14 protein-coding genes are annotated in these 19903 nt (G+C 64.4%); 1 reads left to right on the forward strand and 13 read right to left on the reverse strand.

Features of this window, described 5'->3' with window-relative positions:
• Nucleotides 1–8: 8 nt before the first annotated feature.
• The 11 genes from BR78_RS0107310 to BR78_RS0107360 all read right to left on the reverse strand — a co-directional run bounded on the left by BR78_RS0107310 (nucleotide 9) and on the right by BR78_RS0107360 (nucleotide 14963).
• Entirely contained in the window at nucleotides 9–935 is a 927-nt protein-coding gene (locus BR78_RS0107310) for a formylglycine-generating enzyme family protein (RefSeq protein WP_029935895.1), read from the reverse strand.
• Nucleotides 936–1018: 83 nt separating this feature from the next.
• Nucleotides 1019–2791 (reverse strand): arylsulfatase, encoded by a 1773-nt coding sequence (locus BR78_RS0107315; protein WP_051683222.1) that lies wholly within the window; start codon nucleotides 2789–2791, stop codon nucleotides 1019–1021.
• Nucleotides 2792–2805: 14 nt separating this feature from the next.
• Nucleotides 2806–4713: a sulfatase-like hydrolase/transferase gene (locus BR78_RS0107320; protein ID WP_029935897.1), complete on the reverse strand. Its 1908-nt coding sequence runs from the start codon at nucleotides 4711–4713 to the stop codon at nucleotides 2806–2808.
• Entirely contained in the window at nucleotides 4710–6413 is a 1704-nt protein-coding gene (locus BR78_RS0107325) for a sulfatase family protein (protein WP_051683223.1), read from the reverse strand. Before BR78_RS0107325 ends, BR78_RS0107320 begins: the two co-directional genes overlap by 4 nt.
• Before the next feature lie 46 nt (nucleotides 6414–6459).
• Entirely contained in the window at nucleotides 6460–7839 is a 1380-nt protein-coding gene (locus BR78_RS0107330; RefSeq protein WP_197021296.1) for a sulfatase-like hydrolase/transferase, read from the reverse strand.
• 71 nt (nucleotides 7840–7910) lie between these two features.
• Complete coding sequence (locus tag BR78_RS0107335) at nucleotides 7911–9497, reverse strand: sulfatase (RefSeq protein WP_269320202.1); 1587 nt, start codon at nucleotides 9495–9497, stop codon at nucleotides 7911–7913.
• Between the two features lie 32 nt (nucleotides 9498–9529).
• Nucleotides 9530–10168 (reverse strand): maleylacetoacetate isomerase, encoded by a 639-nt coding sequence (gene maiA / locus BR78_RS0107340; protein WP_443027669.1) that lies wholly within the window; start codon nucleotides 10166–10168, stop codon nucleotides 9530–9532.
• Nucleotides 10165–10863 (reverse strand): fumarylacetoacetate hydrolase family protein, encoded by a 699-nt coding sequence (locus BR78_RS0107345; RefSeq protein WP_029935910.1) that lies wholly within the window; start codon nucleotides 10861–10863, stop codon nucleotides 10165–10167. Before BR78_RS0107345 ends, maiA begins: the two co-directional genes overlap by 4 nt.
• On the reverse strand, nucleotides 10860–11912 hold the full coding sequence (gene gtdA / locus BR78_RS0107350; RefSeq protein WP_029935913.1) for a gentisate 1,2-dioxygenase: 1053 nt from the start codon (nucleotides 11910–11912) through the stop codon (nucleotides 10860–10862). Before gtdA ends, BR78_RS0107345 begins: the two co-directional genes overlap by 4 nt.
• Nucleotides 11913–11940: 28 nt before the next feature.
• Nucleotides 11941–13632 carry a glycoside hydrolase family 3 protein gene (locus BR78_RS0107355; protein WP_029728771.1) on the reverse strand — a complete coding sequence of 564 codons (1692 nt, stop codon included), beginning with the start codon at nucleotides 13630–13632 and terminating at the stop codon, nucleotides 11941–11943.
• Nucleotides 13629–14963, reverse strand: coding sequence for a spinster family MFS transporter (locus tag BR78_RS0107360; RefSeq protein WP_029935915.1), 1335 nt, complete (start codon nucleotides 14961–14963; stop codon nucleotides 13629–13631). The genes BR78_RS0107355 and BR78_RS0107360 overlap by 4 nt, the downstream gene beginning before the upstream one ends.
• Before the next feature lie 231 nt (nucleotides 14964–15194).
• Between BR78_RS0107360 and BR78_RS0107365 the strand changes: the two genes are divergently transcribed.
• Nucleotides 15195–16253: a LacI family DNA-binding transcriptional regulator gene (locus BR78_RS0107365; RefSeq protein ID WP_029728733.1), complete on the forward strand. Its 1059-nt coding sequence runs from the start codon at nucleotides 15195–15197 to the stop codon at nucleotides 16251–16253.
• A gap of 701 nt (nucleotides 16254–16954) precedes the next feature.
• Here the strand turns inward: BR78_RS0107365 and BR78_RS0107370 are convergent.
• On the reverse strand, nucleotides 16955–17344 hold the full coding sequence (locus tag BR78_RS0107370) for a response regulator (RefSeq protein ID WP_231478183.1): 390 nt from the start codon (nucleotides 17342–17344) through the stop codon (nucleotides 16955–16957).
• Nucleotides 17345–18740: 1396 nt separating this feature from the next.
• Nucleotides 18741–19903: RHS repeat-associated core domain-containing protein (locus tag BR78_RS21310; RefSeq protein ID WP_197021297.1), on the reverse strand; the 1163-nt coding region annotated here is incomplete at its 5' end.

Here is a 19903-nt window from a genome sequence, read left to right on the forward strand (position 1 = left end):
CGCGCCGGTCAGGCTCGAATGACGCAGCGGAAGCCGATATGCGTGGTGGACGAATCCACAGCTTGGGGATGACGGGCCGCCGGCCTGTAGCGCTGGCAGTAATTCTCGGCACACAGATGCGACCCGCCCTTCAACACCTTGCGCGGGACGCGCACCTGGGGGGTGCAGGGGTCGTAGCTATCGCGCTCGCGCCCACCCCGCGGATTTGGGATGGCACAACATGCGCCCGGCTTCTTCTTCGCCACTTTGCGATCGCCGGCGCCGGGCACGGAGAACCAGTCCGACGTCCATTCCCAGACGTTGCCGATCATATCGTGCAAGCCGAAACCATTGGGCGGATAGTGCCGAACCGGCGAGGTCCCCTCGAACCCATCGAGCAGCGTGTTCGCAAAGGGGAAAAGGCCTTGCCAGTAATTGGCCAGCATCGCGCCGCCGGGCGCGAGTTCGTCCCCCCATGCATATTCCGTGTCGGTACCGCCGCGCGCGGCGAACTCCCATTCCGCCTCGGTCGGAAGCGCCTTGCCCGCCCAGCGCGCATAGGCCTCCGCGTCCGAATACGCGACATGGACCACCGGATGATCCTCCAGCCCTTCGATCGAACTGTCCGGACCCATAGGATGGCGCCATTCGGCACCGACGCGAAAGGCCCACCACCGGGAGAAATCATCCATATCGACCGGCCCGGCAGTCTTCTGGAAGACCAGCGAGCCCGCGAGCGCGAACGCCGGGTCCAGCCCCGGATAATCGGCAGGGTCCGGCGCAATCTCGGCGAAGGTGACGTGTCCCGTAGCCTCGACGAAGCGCGCGAACTGCGCGTTCGTCACGGGTGTCTCATCGAGCCAGAACGGGTCGACCCGGACCATGCGAACCGGCGCCTCCTCGGGATAGAAACGCTCCGAACCCATGCGAAAGCGGCCGCCCTCGACGCGCCGCATGCCAACGAGCCTGGTATCGTCTGGAGTGGCGGAATTCACAGCATGGTTCATTGCGGTCTCTTGGCGGTCACTGCAACCAAAAGTCAGTTGCTCGCCGGCGTCGCGGGGCCGGCACGATCCGGGCTGTCGTCGAAACGTTCGCGCGAACGGAAGCGCTCCGGCATTTCGGCAAGCGCCGGCGTGCTGTACTTGCGCGCCTCGCGCCACCAGAGCCGCTTCAGCTCCTCGAGCTTGGCGGGATGGAGCTCGGCGAGGTCCGTCGCCTCGGAGAAGTCGGCTTCGGTGTCGAACAACTGCCAGCGATCGCCGGCGAAGTCAGTCCCCGGCGCATGAATCGCCACGCCCCGCCACTTGCCCTGCGTGATCGCGCGATTGCCGCGGAGCTCGAAATACTGGACCGTGCGCGCAGCCGGCGCCGTGGCGGAGCGTAGGGTCGGTAGGATCGACTTGCCGGCCACGGGAATCTCCGCGACTCCGTTCAACTTGCGCGGAAAGCGGGCACCGCCGACCTCCGCCAGCGTGGGAGCGATATCGACCGTGTCGACATATTGGCGACGGATCGCGCCCCCGTCGCGAATGACGCGCGGCCAGGTCACGATTAGCGGCGTGCGCACGCCGCCGAGATAGGGCCAGACCTTGTACCGGCGGAACGGCGTGACGCTGGCCATCGCCCAGGGGCGCGGATATTCCGCCTGGGTCTTGCCCGTGCCGAGTTCGTCGAGGCGCGCCAGCATCTGCTCGGGCGTCAGCGTGTTGGGGCGGTACAGTTTCTCGAAAAAGCCCTTCTGCCCCGCCTCCGACGCAGCGCCATTGTCGGACAACAGCACGAACAGCGTGTTGTCATATTGCCCGGTCGCCTTGAGGTGCGCGACCAACCGGCCGATCTGCTCGTCGGTATGGGTCAGGAACCCGGCATAAGTCGCCATGAACCGGGCGAACACAGCCTTCTCGGCTGCGCTGAGATCCTCCCATAGCCGGTCGGACGGGCTGCGCGGCGCCAGCGCGGTATTCGCGGGAACGATGCCGATGCGCTTCATGCGCGCAAGCCGCTCGCCGCGCAGCGCTTCCCAGCCCTTCTCGTAAACGCCGCGATAGGCATCGATATAGCTTTTCGGCACCTGGATCGGAGAGTGGCCCGCGCCATAAGCGAGATAGATGAATCTGGGCGCGGCATCGCCGCCCGACGGCTGCATCGCGGCGATTGCCCGGTCGGTGATGTCGACCGAGAAATGATATCCCGGGCTGGTCGGCGTGGGAATCGTCCGGTTCCCCTCGATCAGCGCGGGCCGGTATTGATCGGTCCAGCCGAGGAAGAAGCCATAGAAGCTTCCGAAGCCCCTTTGCAGCGGCCACGAAGCGTTGCGCCCGGGCGATCCGTCCTCGTCCTCCGGAGCCAGATGCCATTTGCCGAACCCGTATGTCCGGTATCCCGAACGCTGCAGCACCTGGGCGATGGTCTGGGCATTCCGGGGCAGCTCGCCCCGGTCACGCGTCAGATCGGAGGGATCGACCTTCGCCGCCGGAAGGTCGGCCATCCGCACCGTCTGTGGATTGCGCCCGGTGAGCAGCGCGGCACGCGTCGGGGTGCAAACCGCCTTGCTGTCGAAACGGTTGTAGCGCACCCCGTCGCGGGCAAGCTGGTCGATCGCCGGCGTGCGGATCTCGGATCCGAAGGCGCCTAGGTCCGAGAAGCCGACATCGTCGAGCACGATCACCACGATGTTCGGGCGAGAGTCCCGCTTGGGTCCGGCATGGGCCGCGCCGGTCAGCGCCATCGCGCCGAGCCCGGCCAGCGCCAGGCATGCGCTGCGCCGGCTCAGCGCCCGGCCCGCATCTTGGGGAGCATTCGCGATCATCCGTCGGTCTCCAATCAATTCTTCGTAGGCGCAGCGCTGCCAGGCGTGCCGAGACGCTTGCGCAGTCGATCCAGCTCGAAGATCGCCGTGGCGGGCGTGTAGGTGCCGGTGAGCACTGCCTCGAGATACCGCCCGGCGAGGCGCGCATAATCGTCATCGCCCCGGGCCGCGCGGCGCACGGAATCGAGTACGGCACGCGACGCTTCGCCGACAAAGGTGAGCGCGTTGATCGCCGAAAGCTGGATCTGCCACGACGGCGCCGCGTCTAGGATGCCGGCAAGAGCATGGACTCCTTCGGCCTCGCCGAGCCGGGCCACGGCTTCCGCGGCGACGATCCGGACATTGGGGGCGTCGTCGCGGCGCATGATCGATCGCAACGCTGTCAGCTCGCTTCGCGCGGCTTCGCCTAGGACCAGCATACCGGTCGCCGCCCAGTAGCGAAGAACCGGGACCGGACTCGCCAAATGCTCGCGCAGCATCGTCAGCCGGCCGGGATCCCGGCTTGCAGCCGCGCCCGCCAGCCGCATCACCGATTTCAGCGGATAGACGGCAGGATTGCGGCTTTCGACATAGCCCTCCCCCGCCATGCCTTCGGGCAGGAAGCCATTGTCGTGGATCGCGACCATGTGTGCATCGAGCGCATCCCGCATCGACTTGAGCATGCGCACCGCGGCCGGATCGCCCGCCCGGTTGGCGATCTGGTGCGGATCGCCGCGCAGATCGTAAAGCTCCTCGAACGGCTTGGGTTCGAAGAAGCGGCGCTGCACGGCATCGAGCGTGCCGGCACGATACGCCGTCTCCCAGTCCTGATAACCCTGCGCCTGCCATTCATAGGCCTGGTGTTGCCCCCAGGGGCGGTGCGGCATGTAGTTGCGGATATAGCGCCAGCGGCCGTCGGTGACGGTGCGCGAGAAATCGATGCGCTCGTCCATGCGGTTGCGCATGCCGAACGCCCAGCGCTGCGGCGCGCCGACGCGCTTGCCCAGCAACGGGCGGCCAGGCATCTGCGGCGGCTGCGCGGCGCCGGCGATCGAAAGCAATGTGGGGGCGAGATCGATGAACGTGACCGGGCTGTCGATCACCTTGCCGGGGCCCACGGGCATCAAGTGGCGCCATTTGGGCGGGACATAGATGACCAGCTCGCACCGCAGCCCTTCGTCGTAGCAATAGCGCTTCGAGCGCGGCAGGACGCCGCCATTGTCGGAATAATGGAAAACGATGGTGTCGTCAGCGAGGCCGTCGGCCTCGAGCTCGGCGAGCCGGGCGGCGAGTTGCCCGTCCATCTTCTCCATCAAGTTGTGATAGCTCGCGAAATCCCGGCGGATGCCGGTTGTGTCCGGCAGGAACGGCGGAAGCACGATCATCTCCGGCGTCACGCGCCCGGGCGTCGGCGTGAACAATTGCGATTCATGCGTGGTCTCGTAGTTGAACACCGCCATGAACGGCTTGCCCGCCGGCCGCTTGCGCCAATGACCCTCAGCGCCCTGCACGTCCCAGATCTTCGCTGGATCGACGTCGCAATTGTAATCGGTCTTGCTGGCATTGGTGCAGAAATAGCCCGCCGCGCGCATCAACTCGGGATAGGTACGGAATTCGGGCGGTAGCTTTGCGTTGGCCCGCATCTGGTTCGCGGGCGCGCAGCTTTCGGGATAGATGCCCGTCAGGATAGCGAAGCGCGAGGGCGCGCAGACGGGAGCGTTCGAATAGACGTTGCGATAGAGCACGCCCTTGCGCGCCAGCGCGTCGATCGTCGGCGTATGCGCCAGCCGGTCGCCATAGGCGCCGGCGAACGGATTGTTGTCCTCGCTGACCAGCCACAGGATGTTCGGCCGTCCCGCGGTGGCCGCCGACGCGGTGCGCGCGGCGACGGTCGCTGCGGCGGCGAGGCCGATCATCCCGCGGCGATTGATCCGGCCACTCATTGCTCGTCCAGCTTCTCTTGCCCGAGCCGCGCCACCGGCGCGAACGGGCGCCCCTCCGCTTTGGCTTTCTGCTTGGCCGGGCTGTCGGGCAGGATGTCGTCGAGCCGATCGGCACGATTGGGCTCGACCAGCCATTCGTCGGGGAATTGCGCGGCGCCGGGTCCGGTGCGGCTGCGGCGGACGCTGCCGATCGCCCGGCGCTCCCCATAGGGAATCGCATGCCGCCCCTCGCGATCGGCGAGCTGCGCGAACAGGGCCTTGCGCAGATCGATCTTGGCCTGAAGGTACGCGGGGTCGTTGATCAGGTTATTGCGCTCGTCGGGATCGCGCGCGAGGTCGTATAGTTCGTCGGTGTCGTAGATGCCGTAATATTGGATATATTTCATGTCGCCGCGCTGGATCGCGAAGGTCCCCGGCGTCATCGGAAAGCTCCACTCCCAATAATATTCATAGACGAAGTCCTGCGGCGCCCAGTCCTTCGCCGCGATGCGGCCGGTGATCAGCGGCAACGCACTCTTGCCTTCGAAATTGGCGGGACGCTCGACCCCGGCGAGGTCGAGGAAGGTCGGGGCATAATCGAGATTGCGGATTCGCCCGGGGTTGGTCGCCCCCGCCGCCACGCTGCCGGGCTGCCACACGAGCAGCGGCACGCGGACCGAGCCCTGATAGGCGTTGCGCTTGTCGATCAGCCCGTGATCGCCGATCAGGAAGCCATTGTCGGAGGTGAAGACGACCATCGTATCGCGGTCGAGCTTGTGCTGGCGCAGATAGTCGAAGATCCGCCCCAGACTGTCGTCCACCGCCGACAAGGTCGAATAATAATAGCGCAGATACTCCGTCATCTTCATGTCGGAGTTGTAGAAGAAATCGATGCCGTGCCAGGTATTGCGCTGGTTGTAGACCCACATCGGCTTGCCGCGCCGGTTCTCCGGCGTGTCGGCGGCGGTGTCGGGGATCTTGAACGTCACCTTGTCATACTGGCCGCGATGCCGCGGTGCGGGCAGCGGATCGGAATGCACCGCCTTGTGGCTGAGATAGAGGAAGAAGGGCTTCGACTTGTCGCGCTCCTTGTCCAGCCAGTTCATCGCATAGTCGGTCAGCTCGTCGGTGATATAGCCCCGCTGCGGAACCTCGCGCCCGTCGACGTTCAGCATGTTGCGCTTGCCGGCGGCCGCGGCCGATGCCGGAATGCCGGTCGTCGGATAATAGGCACCCTGCCCGCGAAAGCTCACCCATTTGTCGAAGCCCGGCCGGGGATCGTCATTGTCGCTCCCCATATGCCATTTGCCGATGAACGACGTCTGGTAACCGGCCTTTTGCAGCAGCGCCGGGAAATAGGTCAGCCCGGCCTCGGACGAATTGTTGTTGTCGACGATGCGGTGGTTACGCGCCGTCTCGCCGGTCAGGATCGTGGCGCGGCTCGGCGAGCAGAGCGAGGAAGTGACTACGGCATTCGGAAAATAGCTCCCTTCGCGCGCCATGCGATCGATATTGGGCGTGCGGAGCTGCGGTTGGAGGAAACCCATGCCGTCGTAGCGCAAATCATCGACGATCACGAAGATGACGTTCTTTGGCTTGGCGGCGGCGGACGTCGCGGCCCTTGCCGGAGCGGGCCTGGACGTCTCTTGCGCCAGCAGCGGCGCGGCGGCACCCGCCAGGCCGATGGCAGCGCATAACAGACTGGCGCGAAAACGGGACATCACAATTCTCCAACTCACCTGATCGTTCGAGCCGGGCCCGTGCCGGTCAGGAATCCTCTCCAATGGCACTCGAGGCGGGGCCGCACCCCGCCTCGATCGCGGGAAGTTTGGGATCGCGCGAGGGCCGGCCGACGCACATCGGGAAGCGTTCCTTGCTGAACGGGACGTTCGGCGTCTCGTGCAGGATCTTCTCGAAGGCCGTGCGGCGCTCGCGATCCGCCGCCGTCATCCGTTCGGGGGAAATCTCGGTCTCCACGCCGCTCGCCGGATCGAGCGCGACGAAGCGTCCGTCGCCATAGAGCTTGCGCGTCGCATCGAACACGAAGCGCGCAGGGCGCGCCAGCCAGCGCGGGTCATAATGCATGAAGATCGAGTCGCGGACGCCCGACGCTTTGCCCGCGATCACCGCCGCCTGGCTCACGCCGTCGACGGCGCCCGGTTTCAGCTTCGCGCCCGCGAACTCCGCGAAGGTCGGGACGAAATCGAGAAAGTCGAACAGAGCGGGGGTAATGCTGCCCGCCGCAACCCGGCCCGGCGCGCGCACGATCATCGGCACATGCGTGCCCGTGAGGGTGGGCAGTCCCTTTCCGCCCCGCACCTCGGTGCCGTTGCGCGTGCTGGTGATCTTGCGATTGGTGCCGTTGTCGGCGGTGAAGACGACGATCGTATTCTCGTCCAGCCCCAGCGCCTCGAGCCTGGCGAGCAATGCGCCGACCTGCGTGTCCATATAGGTCATCATGCCGGCGAAGCGGTCCTTCTCGCTTTTGCTCGACATCGAATCCGGCGTCGGGACGAACGGATCATGGACCAGGACCATCGGATAATAGAGGAAGAACGGACGGTCCCTGTGCCGCTCGATGAAGTCGAGCGCGAACGCCTGATCGCGATCGGGGCCGAAGCCCTCCTCGTCGATCCGGGTCTTGCCATTGACCACGCGGGTCGGCCCCCAATAGCGCGAGCCTTTCGCATCGAGCGCTTTGAGCTGCCACAGCGCGCTTTCCTCGAATCCGGCCTGCTCGGGCGTGATACCCTTTCGCCCGTCGAACCCGTTGCCGGAAAGCTGCCATTTGCCGACGATCCCGGTCGCGTAGCCGGCGTCCCTGAGGACATTGCCGAACGTGACCTGGCCGGGCGCCAGATAAGCGAACGCCTCATAATTCCGGTGATTCTCGACCCCGGTCATCAGGCGGGTGCGCGAGGGCGAGCACAAGGGCATGGCGTGCGCATTGTCGAAGCGCAGCCCCTGCTTCGCCATGCGATCGAGATTGGGAGTGAAATATTCGCCGCCATAGGCATTGACGGTCTCGACGCCCATGTCGTCGGCGAGAATGAGGATGATATTGGGACGCGGATCGGTGCGGGCCGGAGCCGCAACTACCCGCGGCGCTGCCGCGCGGTCGCGCTGCTGCGCAAATGCCAGGGGCATGGTGAACGCACCCGCGATCGCCGCGGCCGAGCACAATGTTGCTCGGATCCTGAATGTCCGCCGCCGAGTGCTCATGGATCGAGTTCCTCGCATCGTGTCAAACCGGCCAGTCCGTCGCCGCCGGGCGCACCGGGTGCCTTGGCCGGCTGGGCTGGAAAATAGGTGCAGTCATGGATCGCATCGTAGCGAACCGGCTTGGGCCGCGCTTCGACGGGGCCAGCAGGAAGCATTCTGCGCAGCGAGGCGATGGTGACCGCCTGGCGCGGGTCATCGGCGAGATTGCGGAGCTCGCGGGGATCGCTGGCGTGATCGTAGAGCTCGCGCCCCTGCTTGCCGCCTTCCCATTCGGTATAGCGCCAGCGTTCGGTGCGAACGCTGCGCCCGCCGCGCACCTGCGACAGCGCCGGCTTGGTCCAGCCCCGATCCGCGGGGCGCGCGAGCAGCGGCGCAAGGCTCTTGCCCTCGTTGCGGGCATAGCCGGGGAGCCCCGCAAGATCGAGCAATGTCGGGTAGATATCGAGCAGCTCCACCGTGCGCGGCGAGCGCTTGCCCGCCGACTTGCGAGCACCCGGCACGCGAATGACCAGCGGCACCCGCGCCGACGGCTCCCACAAGATGTTCTTCATCCACTGGCCGTGCTCGCCGAGCATGAAGCCATGATCGCTGGTGAAAATGACGATGGTGTCGTCGGCGAGACCGAGTTGCTCCAGCGCGTCGAGCACACGCCCGACCTGGGCATCCATATAGCTCGTCGCCGCATAATAAGCGCGGATCATCTGCCGCTGCTGATCGGGCGTCATCGCGAAATTGTCCGGCGCCCACGCCTTGCTCGCCGGCAGCACGCGCGCCAGCATCTCGGGCGTCTGCTGCTCGATCGCGATCTTGTCGAGCGGGTATAGGTCGAAATATTTCTTCGGCGCCACTTCGGGCACGTGCGGGCGATAGAAGCCGACCCCGATGAAAAAGGGCTTGTCGCGGTTCGCCTCGAGCATTTCGATCGCCGCGGTGGCGACCTTGCCGTCGGTCTGCTCGCCGTCCTCGCCCTCGTCGGCGAGATATGCCATCGCCGAGCCGTAGGGGATGCCAGGAGTGAGATCGACCAGCCGGCCGTTCTCGGCGTCGCGATCGCGCCCGCGCGGATCGACGACCTTGTCCCAGGATCGGGTGTCGTCAGGACCGGCCTCACCGATGCCGGCGGGCACACCCTGGTGAAAGATCTTGCCCACGCGCCCGGAGAAATAGCCGTTGGACTTGAAGTATTGTGGCAGCGTCAGGATGTCGGGGAGCGCCGCGCGGAACGGCGTGTTGAGGTCGGCGACGCGCGTGGTGTTCGGCCGCGTTCCGGTCAGCATCGAGGCACGGCTCGGCGCGCACCACGGAAATTGCGAATAGGCGCGATCGAAGCTGACGCCCTGCCTGGCCAGCCGGTCGATATTGGGGGTGCGCACGGGCGCGCCATAGCTTCCCAGCCGCGGGGCCAGGTCGTCGGCCATGATCAGGAGGATGTTCGGCCTTCGCTCGGCGCGCGTCGATGCACGCGCCTGCGGCGGCGTCGCACCACCGCCGTCGCGCGCGTCCGCGGCGCTGAACGGCGCCATCGCGAGGCCGATCATCGCCGAAAGCGCCGTCGTCCGGAACAAACTTCGAATTCGGGGCACCAGCTTCTCCTTCCGCGCTTCGCTGCATGCAATCACTCTGCGTCCTCCTGTCTCTCCGGTGCAGCGTCGGCGAAGGCTGGAAGCGAGAGACATGCGGCTTCGATCGCGAGCAGCCGCGGCCACCGCAGATCCACGCCGAAGCGCCGCGCGTTGACCAGTTGCGGCACGAGGCAGATGTCGGCGAGGGTTACCGCGTCGCCGAAGCAGTATCGGCCCGCCGTGTCGGCGATCAGCACGTCGCATGCCGCCAGGCCCTCCTCGATCGCGGTTCGAGCCCAGCCGTCGATCCGGTCCTCGCCAATTCCGAGCGTGCACAGCCGGTTGAGTATCTTCAGATTCTGGACCGGATGTACGTCGCACGCGATCAGCTGTGCGAACGCTCTTATATGTGCCCGCGTGATGGAATCGGTGGGCAGCAGCGCAGGCTCCGGGTGGATTTCGTCGAGATACTCGCAGATCGCGAGCGACTGGGTCAGTACCCTTCCGTCGTCCAGCTCGAGCGCCGGCACCAGCCCCTGCGGGTTGAGCGCGAGGTACGCAGGCGCGCGTTGCTCGCCCTTGCGCAGGTGATGGGACAGCTGGTCGTAGCGAAGCCCCTTCAGGTTCAGCGCGATCCGCACCCGATAGGATGCAGTGGAACGGAAATAACCGTGGAGCCGCATCGCCTTCATTCCGCCGCGGGTGGACCGACGAGAATCTCGCACGGGGTGAGGCCGTCGATCGTGACGACGATCCTGTCCCCCTCCGCCACCGCGCCTACGCCCGCGGGAGTGCCGGTATAGATGAGATCCCCCGCCTCCAGCCGGTAGAAGCGCGACACATAGGCGATGACCTCATCGACCGGCCAGATCAGCTCGGCGAGATCGGCCTCCTGCTTCGTCGACCCGTTCACCGTGAGGCGGATCGCGCCACGTGTCAGCGGGCCGGTTTCGGTGATCGGATGGATGAGGCCGAGCGGCGAGGATTGCTCGACATTCTTTCCGGTATCCCACGGACGCCCTTTCTCCCGCGCATCGAGCTGGAGGTCGCGGCGTGTCATGTCGAGGCCGGCGGCAAAGCCATAGACATGGCGCTCCGCCTCCCTCGCCGGGATGTTGCGCCCGCCCTTGCCGATCGCGACGACCAGCTCGGCTTCATAATGGAAGTTGGCGGTCTCGGGCGGATAGGCGATCGTGGCACCGCCGAGCACGACCGTCTCGGCCCATTTGGTGAAGAAGAAGGGCGGCTCGCGATCCGGATCGCGGCCCATTTCGCGCGCGTGCGCAGCATAGTTGCGGCCGATGCAGAACAGCCGGCGTACCGGGAAGCGGTTGTCATCGCTGGTTGCGGCATAGACCGGCGGCTGCGGCTGAAACAGGTCGCTCACACGCGTTCCTCCCTGAACAGATTGAGCTTCTGCTGCGCCGCCTTGTCCGAATAGCCGAACAGGACCAGCCGCGTGTCCGCACGCAGCCTCAAGGCGTGCCACGAGGGCACCACGAAGATGTCGCGCGCCGAGAGCGCGAGCGCCCGGTCGCCGATCATCGCCTCCCCGCTACCCTCGACGACGACGAATACGGTGCCGTCGGTGGAGCGGCGCGGCTTCGTCGCGAAGCCGGCCGGGAGCAGCCGGACATGCGCCGCGACGGTCGGCATCACCGGCCCGCCATCAGCCGGATTCACGAACTCCAGCGCATGGCCGAGCCAGGGATCGATGGCTGCCTGCGCCGCCATCTGGTCGAGCGAGGCGCGCCAATCCGCGTAGGGATAATGGAACAGCGGCTGGTGCGCCGGGCGTCGATCGGCCGCGCTGCCCGGGAACGGGCGGAGATTTCGCCCATATTGCGCGAGCGTACTGCCGGGCGCCGCGGTTTCGGGATGCACGTCGACGTCGAGCCGCTCCGCAAAGCCCGCGTCGAAATGACGCACCGTCGGGATGTCGAGCCCGTCGAGCCAGATCATCGGTTCGGCGGTCGGATTGCCGTGATCGTGCCACTGCCCGCCCGGGGTGAGCACGAGATCGAAGGGATGCATCACTGCCTTTTCGCCGTCGACCGTGGTATAGGCCCCCTCGCCTTCCATCACGAAGCGCAACGCACATTGCGTGTGCCGATGGCACGGGGCGACCTCACCCGGCAGGATCAGCTGGAGCCCGGCATAGAGGCTGGGCGTGATCGAGGATTGGCCCGCCAGACCGGGATTCTCGAGGATCAGCACCCGCCGCTCCGCCTGGGCGGCGCTGATCAGATCGCCCGCGCGCATGAGAAAGTCGCGCGCCGTGGCATAGGACCAGGCGTTCGGGAGCGCGGGCGAGCTTGGCTGAGGCGGCACCAGCGCGGCGAGCGCTTCCCACAGCGGCGTCAGCCCCTCCGGCGCCATCGCCCGATAGAGCCCGGCAAGCTGTGCCTGCTGGTCATTGGGCAAAACCTTATCCATCACAGCGTCCGTCTCATGCGCTCGCGCGTCACCATTTCGCCTGCTCCAGTCCGCAAAAGGGATCGACCGGGCTGACCCCGGCGAACGGCTCACGGCCGAGCAAACGGGGGACCAATGCGCGTTGCACGCTCTCGAGCCCGCAATAGGCATTGATGTAGGTGGCCATGTCGGGAGCATCGAACAGGTAATAAGGTTGTCCGAGCGAGATCATCAGCGTCGGGATCTCATGCCCGAAGCGATGCATCGCCTTGCGTGATCCGCCGTGCAGCTTCCCCCAGTCGAGGAAGATGCTGCCGAGGCTGGGCGTCGCCTCCTGCCCCGCGAGATAGAGGATCAGATCCGCATCCGCCCGGGTCGGGCGGTGGTCTGAATCGAAATCCCGGACCTCGAATCCTTCGGCGCGCAGCGCGTCCTTGAGCGCATCGAGGTTGCGCGGCTGCGCCCCCACGAAGAAGCTCCAGCCCGCGTCTTCGATCACCACCACGCGACGATGGCGAACCGGATCGAGCGGCAACAGCTGCTGCGCGTCCTTCACCAGCGTGATGCCCTGCCCCGCGGCGCGTTCGGCAACGATGCGGTTCGCGGGAACGCTCAGGCGCTCCCGGACGTCGTCGAGCGTGGGCAGCCGTTCCTCCGCGGTCATCCGGTGAAGCCCGAGTCTGGCCTTGAACGAGAGAATGCGCTCGACCGCCGCTTCGAGCCGCGCCTCGGACAGGCGGCTTTCGCGCAATCCCTTCGTCATCAGCGCCACGTCCGACGCCGGCGACCGGCTGAACAGGAACATGTCGCAGCCATTCTCGATAACGGCGGGGACCCTTTCTTCCCGGTCGGCCCAGCTCGTCAGCCCGGCCATCCCGGTAGCGTCGGAGACGATCAGCCCCCTGAAACCGAGACGCTCGCGCAGCAGCGTCTCGTTGAGCAGCCGCGAAACGGATGCCGGGCGGAACGCTTCGCGACCGGCATCCGGCAGGATCGACCTGACGAAGGCGGGCAAGGCGATGTGCGCGGACATGACGGTCATCACTCCGTCGGCGATCACGCGGCGATAGAGTTCGCCGAACCCGGCCTCCCAGGCCTCCATGTCCAGCGGGTTGACCGTGGTCACGAGATGTTGGTCGCGATCGTCATAGCCGTCACCGGGCCAATGCTTGGCCGTCGCTGCGATCCCGTGCGCCTGCAGGGCCCGAATATAGGCCTGCGCCTGCCCGGCGATCCGCTCGACATCGGAACCGTAGGAGCGCGTGCCGACCACCGGATTGCGCCAGGCAGCATTGATGTCGATCACCGGAGTGAACGACCAATTATAACCCAGGGCAGCGCTTTCCTCGGCCACGACACGTGCCAGCTCGCCGGTAAGCGCCAGATCGTCGCAGGCCGCGATGCCCAGTTGGTTCGGTATCGCCGTCGAAAAGCGATACGAGATCGTCCCTCCTTCGATATCGCCGCTGATCACGACGGGCGTCGTGGCGCTATCGATCGCAGCGCGTGTCGACGCCCACGCCTTGTCGAGATCATGCCCCGGAAAGCGGTGGATCCCGCCCGGCTTGAGTGCCGCCAGTTCGGCAATCTCCTCCAGCGTGTCCTGCTCGGCCGCGAAAATGAAGAGCTGACCGATTTTTTCCTCGGCGCTGAGCGTAGCGAGCTGGCGATCGACCCATGCCCGGTCCTCGACGCTGAGCGCAAGCGGGTCGGTCATGAGGTCTGGGGCTTCGAGGGTCACATTTGCTCCTGGACGGTCTGCGCGTCGGAATAGCCGCGGATGCCGATCAGCAGCGCGAGCACGGAAAGAGGCGAGGCTATGGCGCAGGTCACGGCCAATGCCTCGGGCAGGCGCTGCGGGTCTCCGAACCAGAAATCGGTTATCAGCGCGACTGCGGTGGGCCCTAGAGCGGCACCGATGATGTTGATCGTCAACAGGTACATTGCCGACAACAATGCACGCATCCGGTTCGGCGTGAGTTCCTGCAACGCAGCAAGCCCGCCGCCGAAATTGAAGCCCGCGAAGAAGTTCATGACTCCGATCAGCACAAGCGCGGCCCCGGCGCTGGGCATCAGGGGAAAGCCGATCGTCACGGGGATCAGGACGCAAAAGCCGATGAGCGCGGTGTGCAGGTTCGCGCGCTCATGCCCCCGGCCGCGCAGCCAGCTCGCGAAGAAGCCGCCCGCCAGCGCGCCGCTGGTGCCGCAGAAGAAGACGATCAGGCCATAGGAAGCGCCGATCTCGGCGGTGGTCCAGCCGAATTTCCGTTCGAGAAAGGCCGGAATCCACGCGCCGGTCCCGTTGCCGACGAAGATCATCAGCGCAAAGCCCAGCGCGATGCCGAAATAGGCGCGCTTGCGTCCGCCGATATGCGACAGGAACTGCGGGATCGGGACCTTGGGCGCCTCGCCCGCCGTCCCCTGCCGCGCCGGTTCGCGCACCGTCAATATCAGGGCCGACAGCAGCAGCCCCGGAATCCCCAGCGCCAGAAACACGATGTGCCAGCCCTTGACGGCGCCGAGCAGTGGCAACACCACCTCTTCGCCGGGCGGGACGACCGTGGAGATGAGGCCGCCGATCAGCAGCGCGCAGGCGCCGCCCAGATAGATGCCCATCTGGTAGACGCCCATCGCGGCGGGCAACCGGTTCTTGGGGAAATAGTCCGCGAGCAGCGAATAGGCCGAAGGGCTGAGACCGCCCTCGCCCGCCCCTACGCCGACCCGCGCCGCGAACAGCAGCGGAAAGGAGCGGGCGAAGCCGCATAATGCCGTCATCGCGCTCCAGACGAATACCGAAAGGGCGACGATGTTGCGGCGGCTCGACCGGTCGGCGAGCCGCGCCACGGGGATACCCACGGCGACGTAGAAGAGGGTGAAGCTCAGCCCGTAAAGCAGGCTCATTGCGGTGTCGGAGATCTGAAGGTCGTTCTTGATCGGCTGTACGAGCAGCGCCAGCGCCTGCCGGTCGACGAACGCCAGCGTGTTCGCGAGCATCAGTATGATCGCCGCGTACCAGGCACTCGCCGGTGAGGGCCAGGTCGGCGAATCGGACTTGCCGGGGATCGTCGCCATCACCACTCTCCCCCATTCGGCCGTGGCGCGTCGGAGGTCCGGTGAATGCGGGCACCGGAATGGCGTATGTCCATACCTTCCATGATCGGACCTCCCCATTGCGCCATTATTGTTTAGCGCTAAATCTTGCCTTTGTCGGTAACTCTGCGAAAAGGACGAGCATGTCAACCCAGGGGCTAGATCATTGATTTCGGTCGGGCACGAAGCGATGTTGCCTGTGAGGCATCGTCCATGAGCCAGCGTTCACGTCGATCAAGTTCGGCCGTCACGATCAGCGACGTCGCCGCCCGCGCCGGCGTGTCGGCGATGACGGTGTCGAACGTGCTTATAGGCCGCAAAAAGGTGCTGGAGAGCACGCGCGAAGCCGTCCACAAGGCAGTCGAGGAGCTCGGCTACACGCCGAACGCGGCCGCCCGCGCTCTTGCCAGCGCGTCGCAGCTCAGGATCGGCCTCATTTATCGCAATCCGCAAAGCGCGTTCTTGAGCGCCGTTCTCGTCGGGGCGCTCAACGCGTCGGCGCAGCTCGGTGCCCAGCTGCTGATCCGAAGCTGCGACGATGAGACGGAGGAAGCCACGGCCGCCGCATTGAACGGGCTGGTGCGCAGCGGCGCCAATGCATTGCTTCTGCCCCCGCCCTTTTGCGAGATCGTGGATCGTTCGCCCGGACTGTTCGTAACCGATGTGCCGATGATGGCTTTGTCGCCCGGACGCGAACTGGCGAACATGCCGGGCGTGCGCGTCGACGATTACGATGCGGCGCGGGCGATGACCGCGCGGCTGATCGACCTGGGCCATGTGCGGATCGGGCTGATCGAGGGGCCGGAGCAGCATTATGCGAGTGCGACGCGCCTGGCGGGCTACCGGGCGGCATTGGCCGCCGCGGGCATCGAGGAAGACGGCGCCCTCATTGCCAAGGGGGACTTCACCTATGAATCGGGCCTGGTGGCGGCGCGCGAGCTCCTCGACCTGTCTCGGTCCCCGACGGCAATTTTTGGCGCCAATGACGACATGGCCGCTGCGGTCGTCTCCGAGGCCCATCGTCGCGGTATCCTGATTCCCGACCAGCTTTCCGTCGTCGGCTTCGACGATACGCCGATCGCCGTAAAGATCTGGCCTCCTCTGACCACGGTTCGGCAGCCGATCGTGGAGATATCGGAACTTGCGACACAACGCCTGGTCGAGGAGCTTCGACCGCCGCGAAGCGACCGACACCTGGGGAGTACCGTCTATATCCCGTTCTCGATCATCGAGCGCGAGTCCACGAGCCCTGTGACCGCAAGCCCGGTGTGAGCGCCGTGCCAATGCCCAGACATAGGGCGCCGGGCAGCGGCGGTTTCGCGATCATTCCGGCTGGATTCGAACCTGCGAATGCCGGTACCAAAATTTGGCTCCTCGCCATCGGCAACGCCTCAACGCACCGCAAACCTCTGAAATTTACGGGAAATTTTCCATAGCATTTTTGCGAATCGCTCTCAAGCCCAAATCATGTGAAGAATGGTGTGAAGATTGCCAGTTGTGAACCGCGGCATTTCCGCTGCGGCGCGGCGGCCGCATGGCGACGCCAGATGGTAATCCATCACGTTTCGCCTCCCGGATATTGGGGGCTCCACCACCAGATCGACGATAACCGGGTTCAAGACGGTATGGGCATCCACCTTCTTTCCGCCCTCGGTTCCGTTCGGCTTCCGCGGTCCTTTACCACAATTTACATTGCCTCCGCTTTCGATGGTTTAAGCGCGACCAGGAGGCCAAGGCAGTAACGAGAAGACCGACGTGATTCCGACGGACCTGAGCACCGCACTGATCTGGGTCATGGGAGGTGGGGCCACCGTCGCTGCTTGTGCGGCAACCGTCATTTACCGGCGGCGAAACTACTGGCGGAAACGCAGGCTTAGGGGCGATCCGGAGGCAAAGCTCCGGGAGTACCAGCGCGGAAAGCTTTGAGTGGCGGACTGAGAGAACTTCAGTCCGGAATCCCCATTGCCTCTGCTTCAGGCGGAATTTGTCAGCCGGTCGACGTGGTTCAGCCTCATGGCCGTGACCAAGGACGCCATGCACGCCTCGACGGCTTCACCGCGATATGGCTTCGCGAGCACCGGCAGAATGGTGCGAAGCTCCGGTTCAAGATCCTCGACCTGGAAACTCCCTGATGCGAGCAGAACTGCCAATCCGGGACGGTGGCTGAGTACCCAGCGGGCCAGATCGACACCATCATAACGGCCGGGCATCTGAACGTCCGAGAAAACACAGTCGATCGAGCGATCAATGTCCTCGAGAAGCAGCAGCGCCTCGTCCGCACTGGCAGCTTCAACCACCATGTACCCCCGTTCGGTCAGATGGCCGGCAATCTGCAGTCGAATGCGCGCGTCATCATCGACCACCAGAACCCTCAGAGGCGCATCGGCGCCTCGGGGACACGGAAGAAAGGCGAAGTCCGTACAAGCCGGAAGCTGCGCATCTGCGGAAACATGGCCAGTAAAGAGTTGTAAATGGAAGCCACCGGGCGTCTGCAAATCCACTTGAAAGAAGCGTCCGCAAACCGGGGACGACGCTCGTTACATCGCCAATTCCTGCGCCAGATGCGATACAGATTAGAGAGATTTAGACCGTAGACTCATTAAAGCGACCTGTCCGCGAACGCCCCAAAGCCGGTCATGGGGGATGCGCTCGCCCCGCCCCATAAGCGGACATCACATACCGCTACGATCTTCGACCAAAGTTGGGCCGGAAGCCGCCTGTCCTCTTTCGGCTTGAGAACGGCAATAGCTGCCGATCGTTGATCGCCGGTAGGGAAGGACCGCTAAGCCCCAAATGGACATTCAGCGCAGCGACATCCTTGGACGCTGGCGCTGGCTGGGCTTCGGTTCGGGTCTCCGGCACTGCGCCGCCTTGTCACCGTTCCAAGCGCATTACTGCGCGGTCGTGCCGCAGACGGATCGACGCCGCTAGAATCGTCGCGCCGAAGAATGCGACCGCTGCCAACCAATAATATTTGATCGGGGCAAGTGTTCGATCATCATCATCATCTCCGTGAGTGAGTAGCGCTCGCAAGCGGAAGCGAGATTCAACGCCCACAAATGGGGCCGCCGCTGCCGCTACGAGCGGCCCGACCCGGAAGGCAGCTTCGCCGCTTTCAACTCCCAGAAGTAGACGCTTACAGGACTCGAACCTGTGACCCCTGCATTACGAAGGCTGTTCAGGGCTGCGGGCAGGAGCATTGGTTCTCCGCCGATTTTGACTGAAACTTGGGCCTCCAACGACGGCGACCCAAACTCTACCCAAACTCAGCCGGGGCGTTTGGATCCGGTTTTCCTGGTCAAAGTGCGCTGGCTGGATTGTTCGGCGATATTCGACCTACGGTGGGCCTACGTCGCATCTGATGCCATGTGATCCTGATTCCGCAATCCTTAAACTTCTCGAAAGTGGATTTCGTATTTTGCGGCATTGATTAACTCTTACCGAGCATCTTCGACGATTTGTTATACGGTATAAGTTTAAGAATTACGTAAGTAAGGCAAATCAACACGCCCATTGAAATAATCGCAATCCTCACCGTCGCGCTATCAATATGAAATGACAAAAGGATCATCGTTAATGCAGTTGCCAACGCAATCCAAAGAAAACGATTTTTGATTTTATTGTATAACTCTATTGCTTTATTTGCAGGCGAGCCAACCTTTTCAGCCTGGCCTTCAATCTGATACCTAAGGAGTTTATCGAACCACTGGTCCTCCAGTAAGCAAAACACCCACACAAAAAATATGACGATAGCTTGATTCAGTTGAATAGACATATTGTGCCCTCTGTGGCGGCACCTGCCGCTCTCCCTAATCCAGTGTCGACAGCTTCACGGCCCGCTGCAGTATCGAGCATCGACCTCCTAAACTGTCCGAGAGCGTTACGGGCCTGTCCTCCTCTAAGACTTCTTGCCGCTCTCGAAGCCAGTGCGCCTCCTGGGATAAGTTTAGTGCCGAGGCCCGCAAGTTGAGCTGCTCCTGGAGCGTAGTTTCCGTTAAAGTAGGCATCGTATGCGTTGATCCCGCCTATGCCTATTTCCAAGCCGATCTGTAAACCTTTGACGAGTCCCCCGATCGGAGCGCCAACGCCTGTCGCTGTGGCTGCAATGGAAAGGCCATCTGCGCCCACACTCAGCCAATCCAAACCGTCGCGCACGATATTGAGGGCGCTATCCGGGGAGTCGCCACACGGCGTCTCTTGCGGCGACACGGCTGCCCGCACCACGATAGCGCTATTAATTCCTCCACTTCCGCCGACACCTCCTCCAAGGCTGCCAGAGCCGCCGCCAACGTTTCCGCCTCCCGTTCCATACCACCAAGGAACCCCCTCTTCGTCCTTGGGATGCCCCCCATCGCCGCCGCAGGTCGTCGTCGTCGTATCGGGATCCCAATAGCAATTCGGCCAGCCAGGAAGAGGCTCGGGATCAAGTCCCGCTGGGTCCCGATAGTTTACGGGGTCAGAGTTCACATAGTTATAAACGTTCAAACCTGCGCCGTACCCGATCGGATCGGTCTGCATGAAGCGGCCCAGCGTCGGTGAGTAGATGCGGGCCTTGTAGTAGTACATGCCGAGCTCGGGCAGCCATGCCTGGCCGGTGTATTGGAAGCGGCCGATGTTGGTCGATGCGGGAATGCCATATTCGTCGTAGCGGTTGACCGCGATCGCGTTGCCCGAGCCGTCACTCACCGCCACTACCGAGCCGCGCTCATCGGCGTGCAGCCAGCGGCGGTCGCTCGTGCCCGAGCCTTCGTACCATACCACCGGCTCGTCGGTACCGGGACCGGGCACATAGCGGCGGTTGATCACGAAGGCGGTACCGTATTCGGAGATCATTTGGCTTCCGGACCAGCTGAACCGGGTGTCAGCGCCAGCGGTGTTGAAGCGAAGAAGTTGGCCGGCTGCCGGTTCATAGGCCATGGTGA

This window comes from Sphingomonas sp. UNC305MFCol5.2, from assembly GCF_000712135.1.
GTDB lineage: Bacteria > Pseudomonadota > Alphaproteobacteria > Sphingomonadales > Sphingomonadaceae > Sphingomonas.

Excerpts from the sequence above, each read along its gene's own strand:
- BR78_RS0107365 (WP_029728733.1), top strand. The coding sequence starts at position 15,195 with ATGAGCCAGCGTTCACGTCGATCAAGTTCGGCCGTCACGATCAGCGAC.
- gtdA (WP_029935913.1), bottom strand. The coding sequence starts at position 11,912 with ATGGATAAGGTTTTGCCCAATGACCAGCAGGCACAGCTTGCCGGGCTC.
- BR78_RS0107360 (WP_029935915.1), bottom strand. The coding sequence starts at position 14,963 with ATGGCGACGATCCCCGGCAAGTCCGATTCGCCGACCTGGCCCTCACCG.
- BR78_RS0107320 (WP_029935897.1), bottom strand. The coding sequence starts at position 4,713 with ATGAGTGGCCGGATCAATCGCCGCGGGATGATCGGCCTCGCCGCCGCA.
- BR78_RS0107310 (WP_029935895.1), bottom strand. The coding sequence starts at position 935 with ATGCGGCGCGTCGAGGGCGGCCGCTTTCGCATGGGTTCGGAGCGTTTC.
- BR78_RS0107325 (WP_051683223.1), bottom strand. The coding sequence starts at position 6,413 with ATGTCCCGTTTTCGCGCCAGTCTGTTATGCGCTGCCATCGGCCTGGCG.
- BR78_RS0107315 (WP_051683222.1), bottom strand. The coding sequence starts at position 2,791 with ATGATCGCGAATGCTCCCCAAGATGCGGGCCGGGCGCTGAGCCGGCGC.
- BR78_RS0107330 (WP_197021296.1), bottom strand. The coding sequence starts at position 7,839 with ATGCCCCTGGCATTTGCGCAGCAGCGCGACCGCGCGGCAGCGCCGCGG.
- maiA (WP_443027669.1), bottom strand. The coding sequence starts at position 10,168 with ATGAAGGCGATGCGGCTCCACGGTTATTTCCGTTCCACTGCATCCTAT.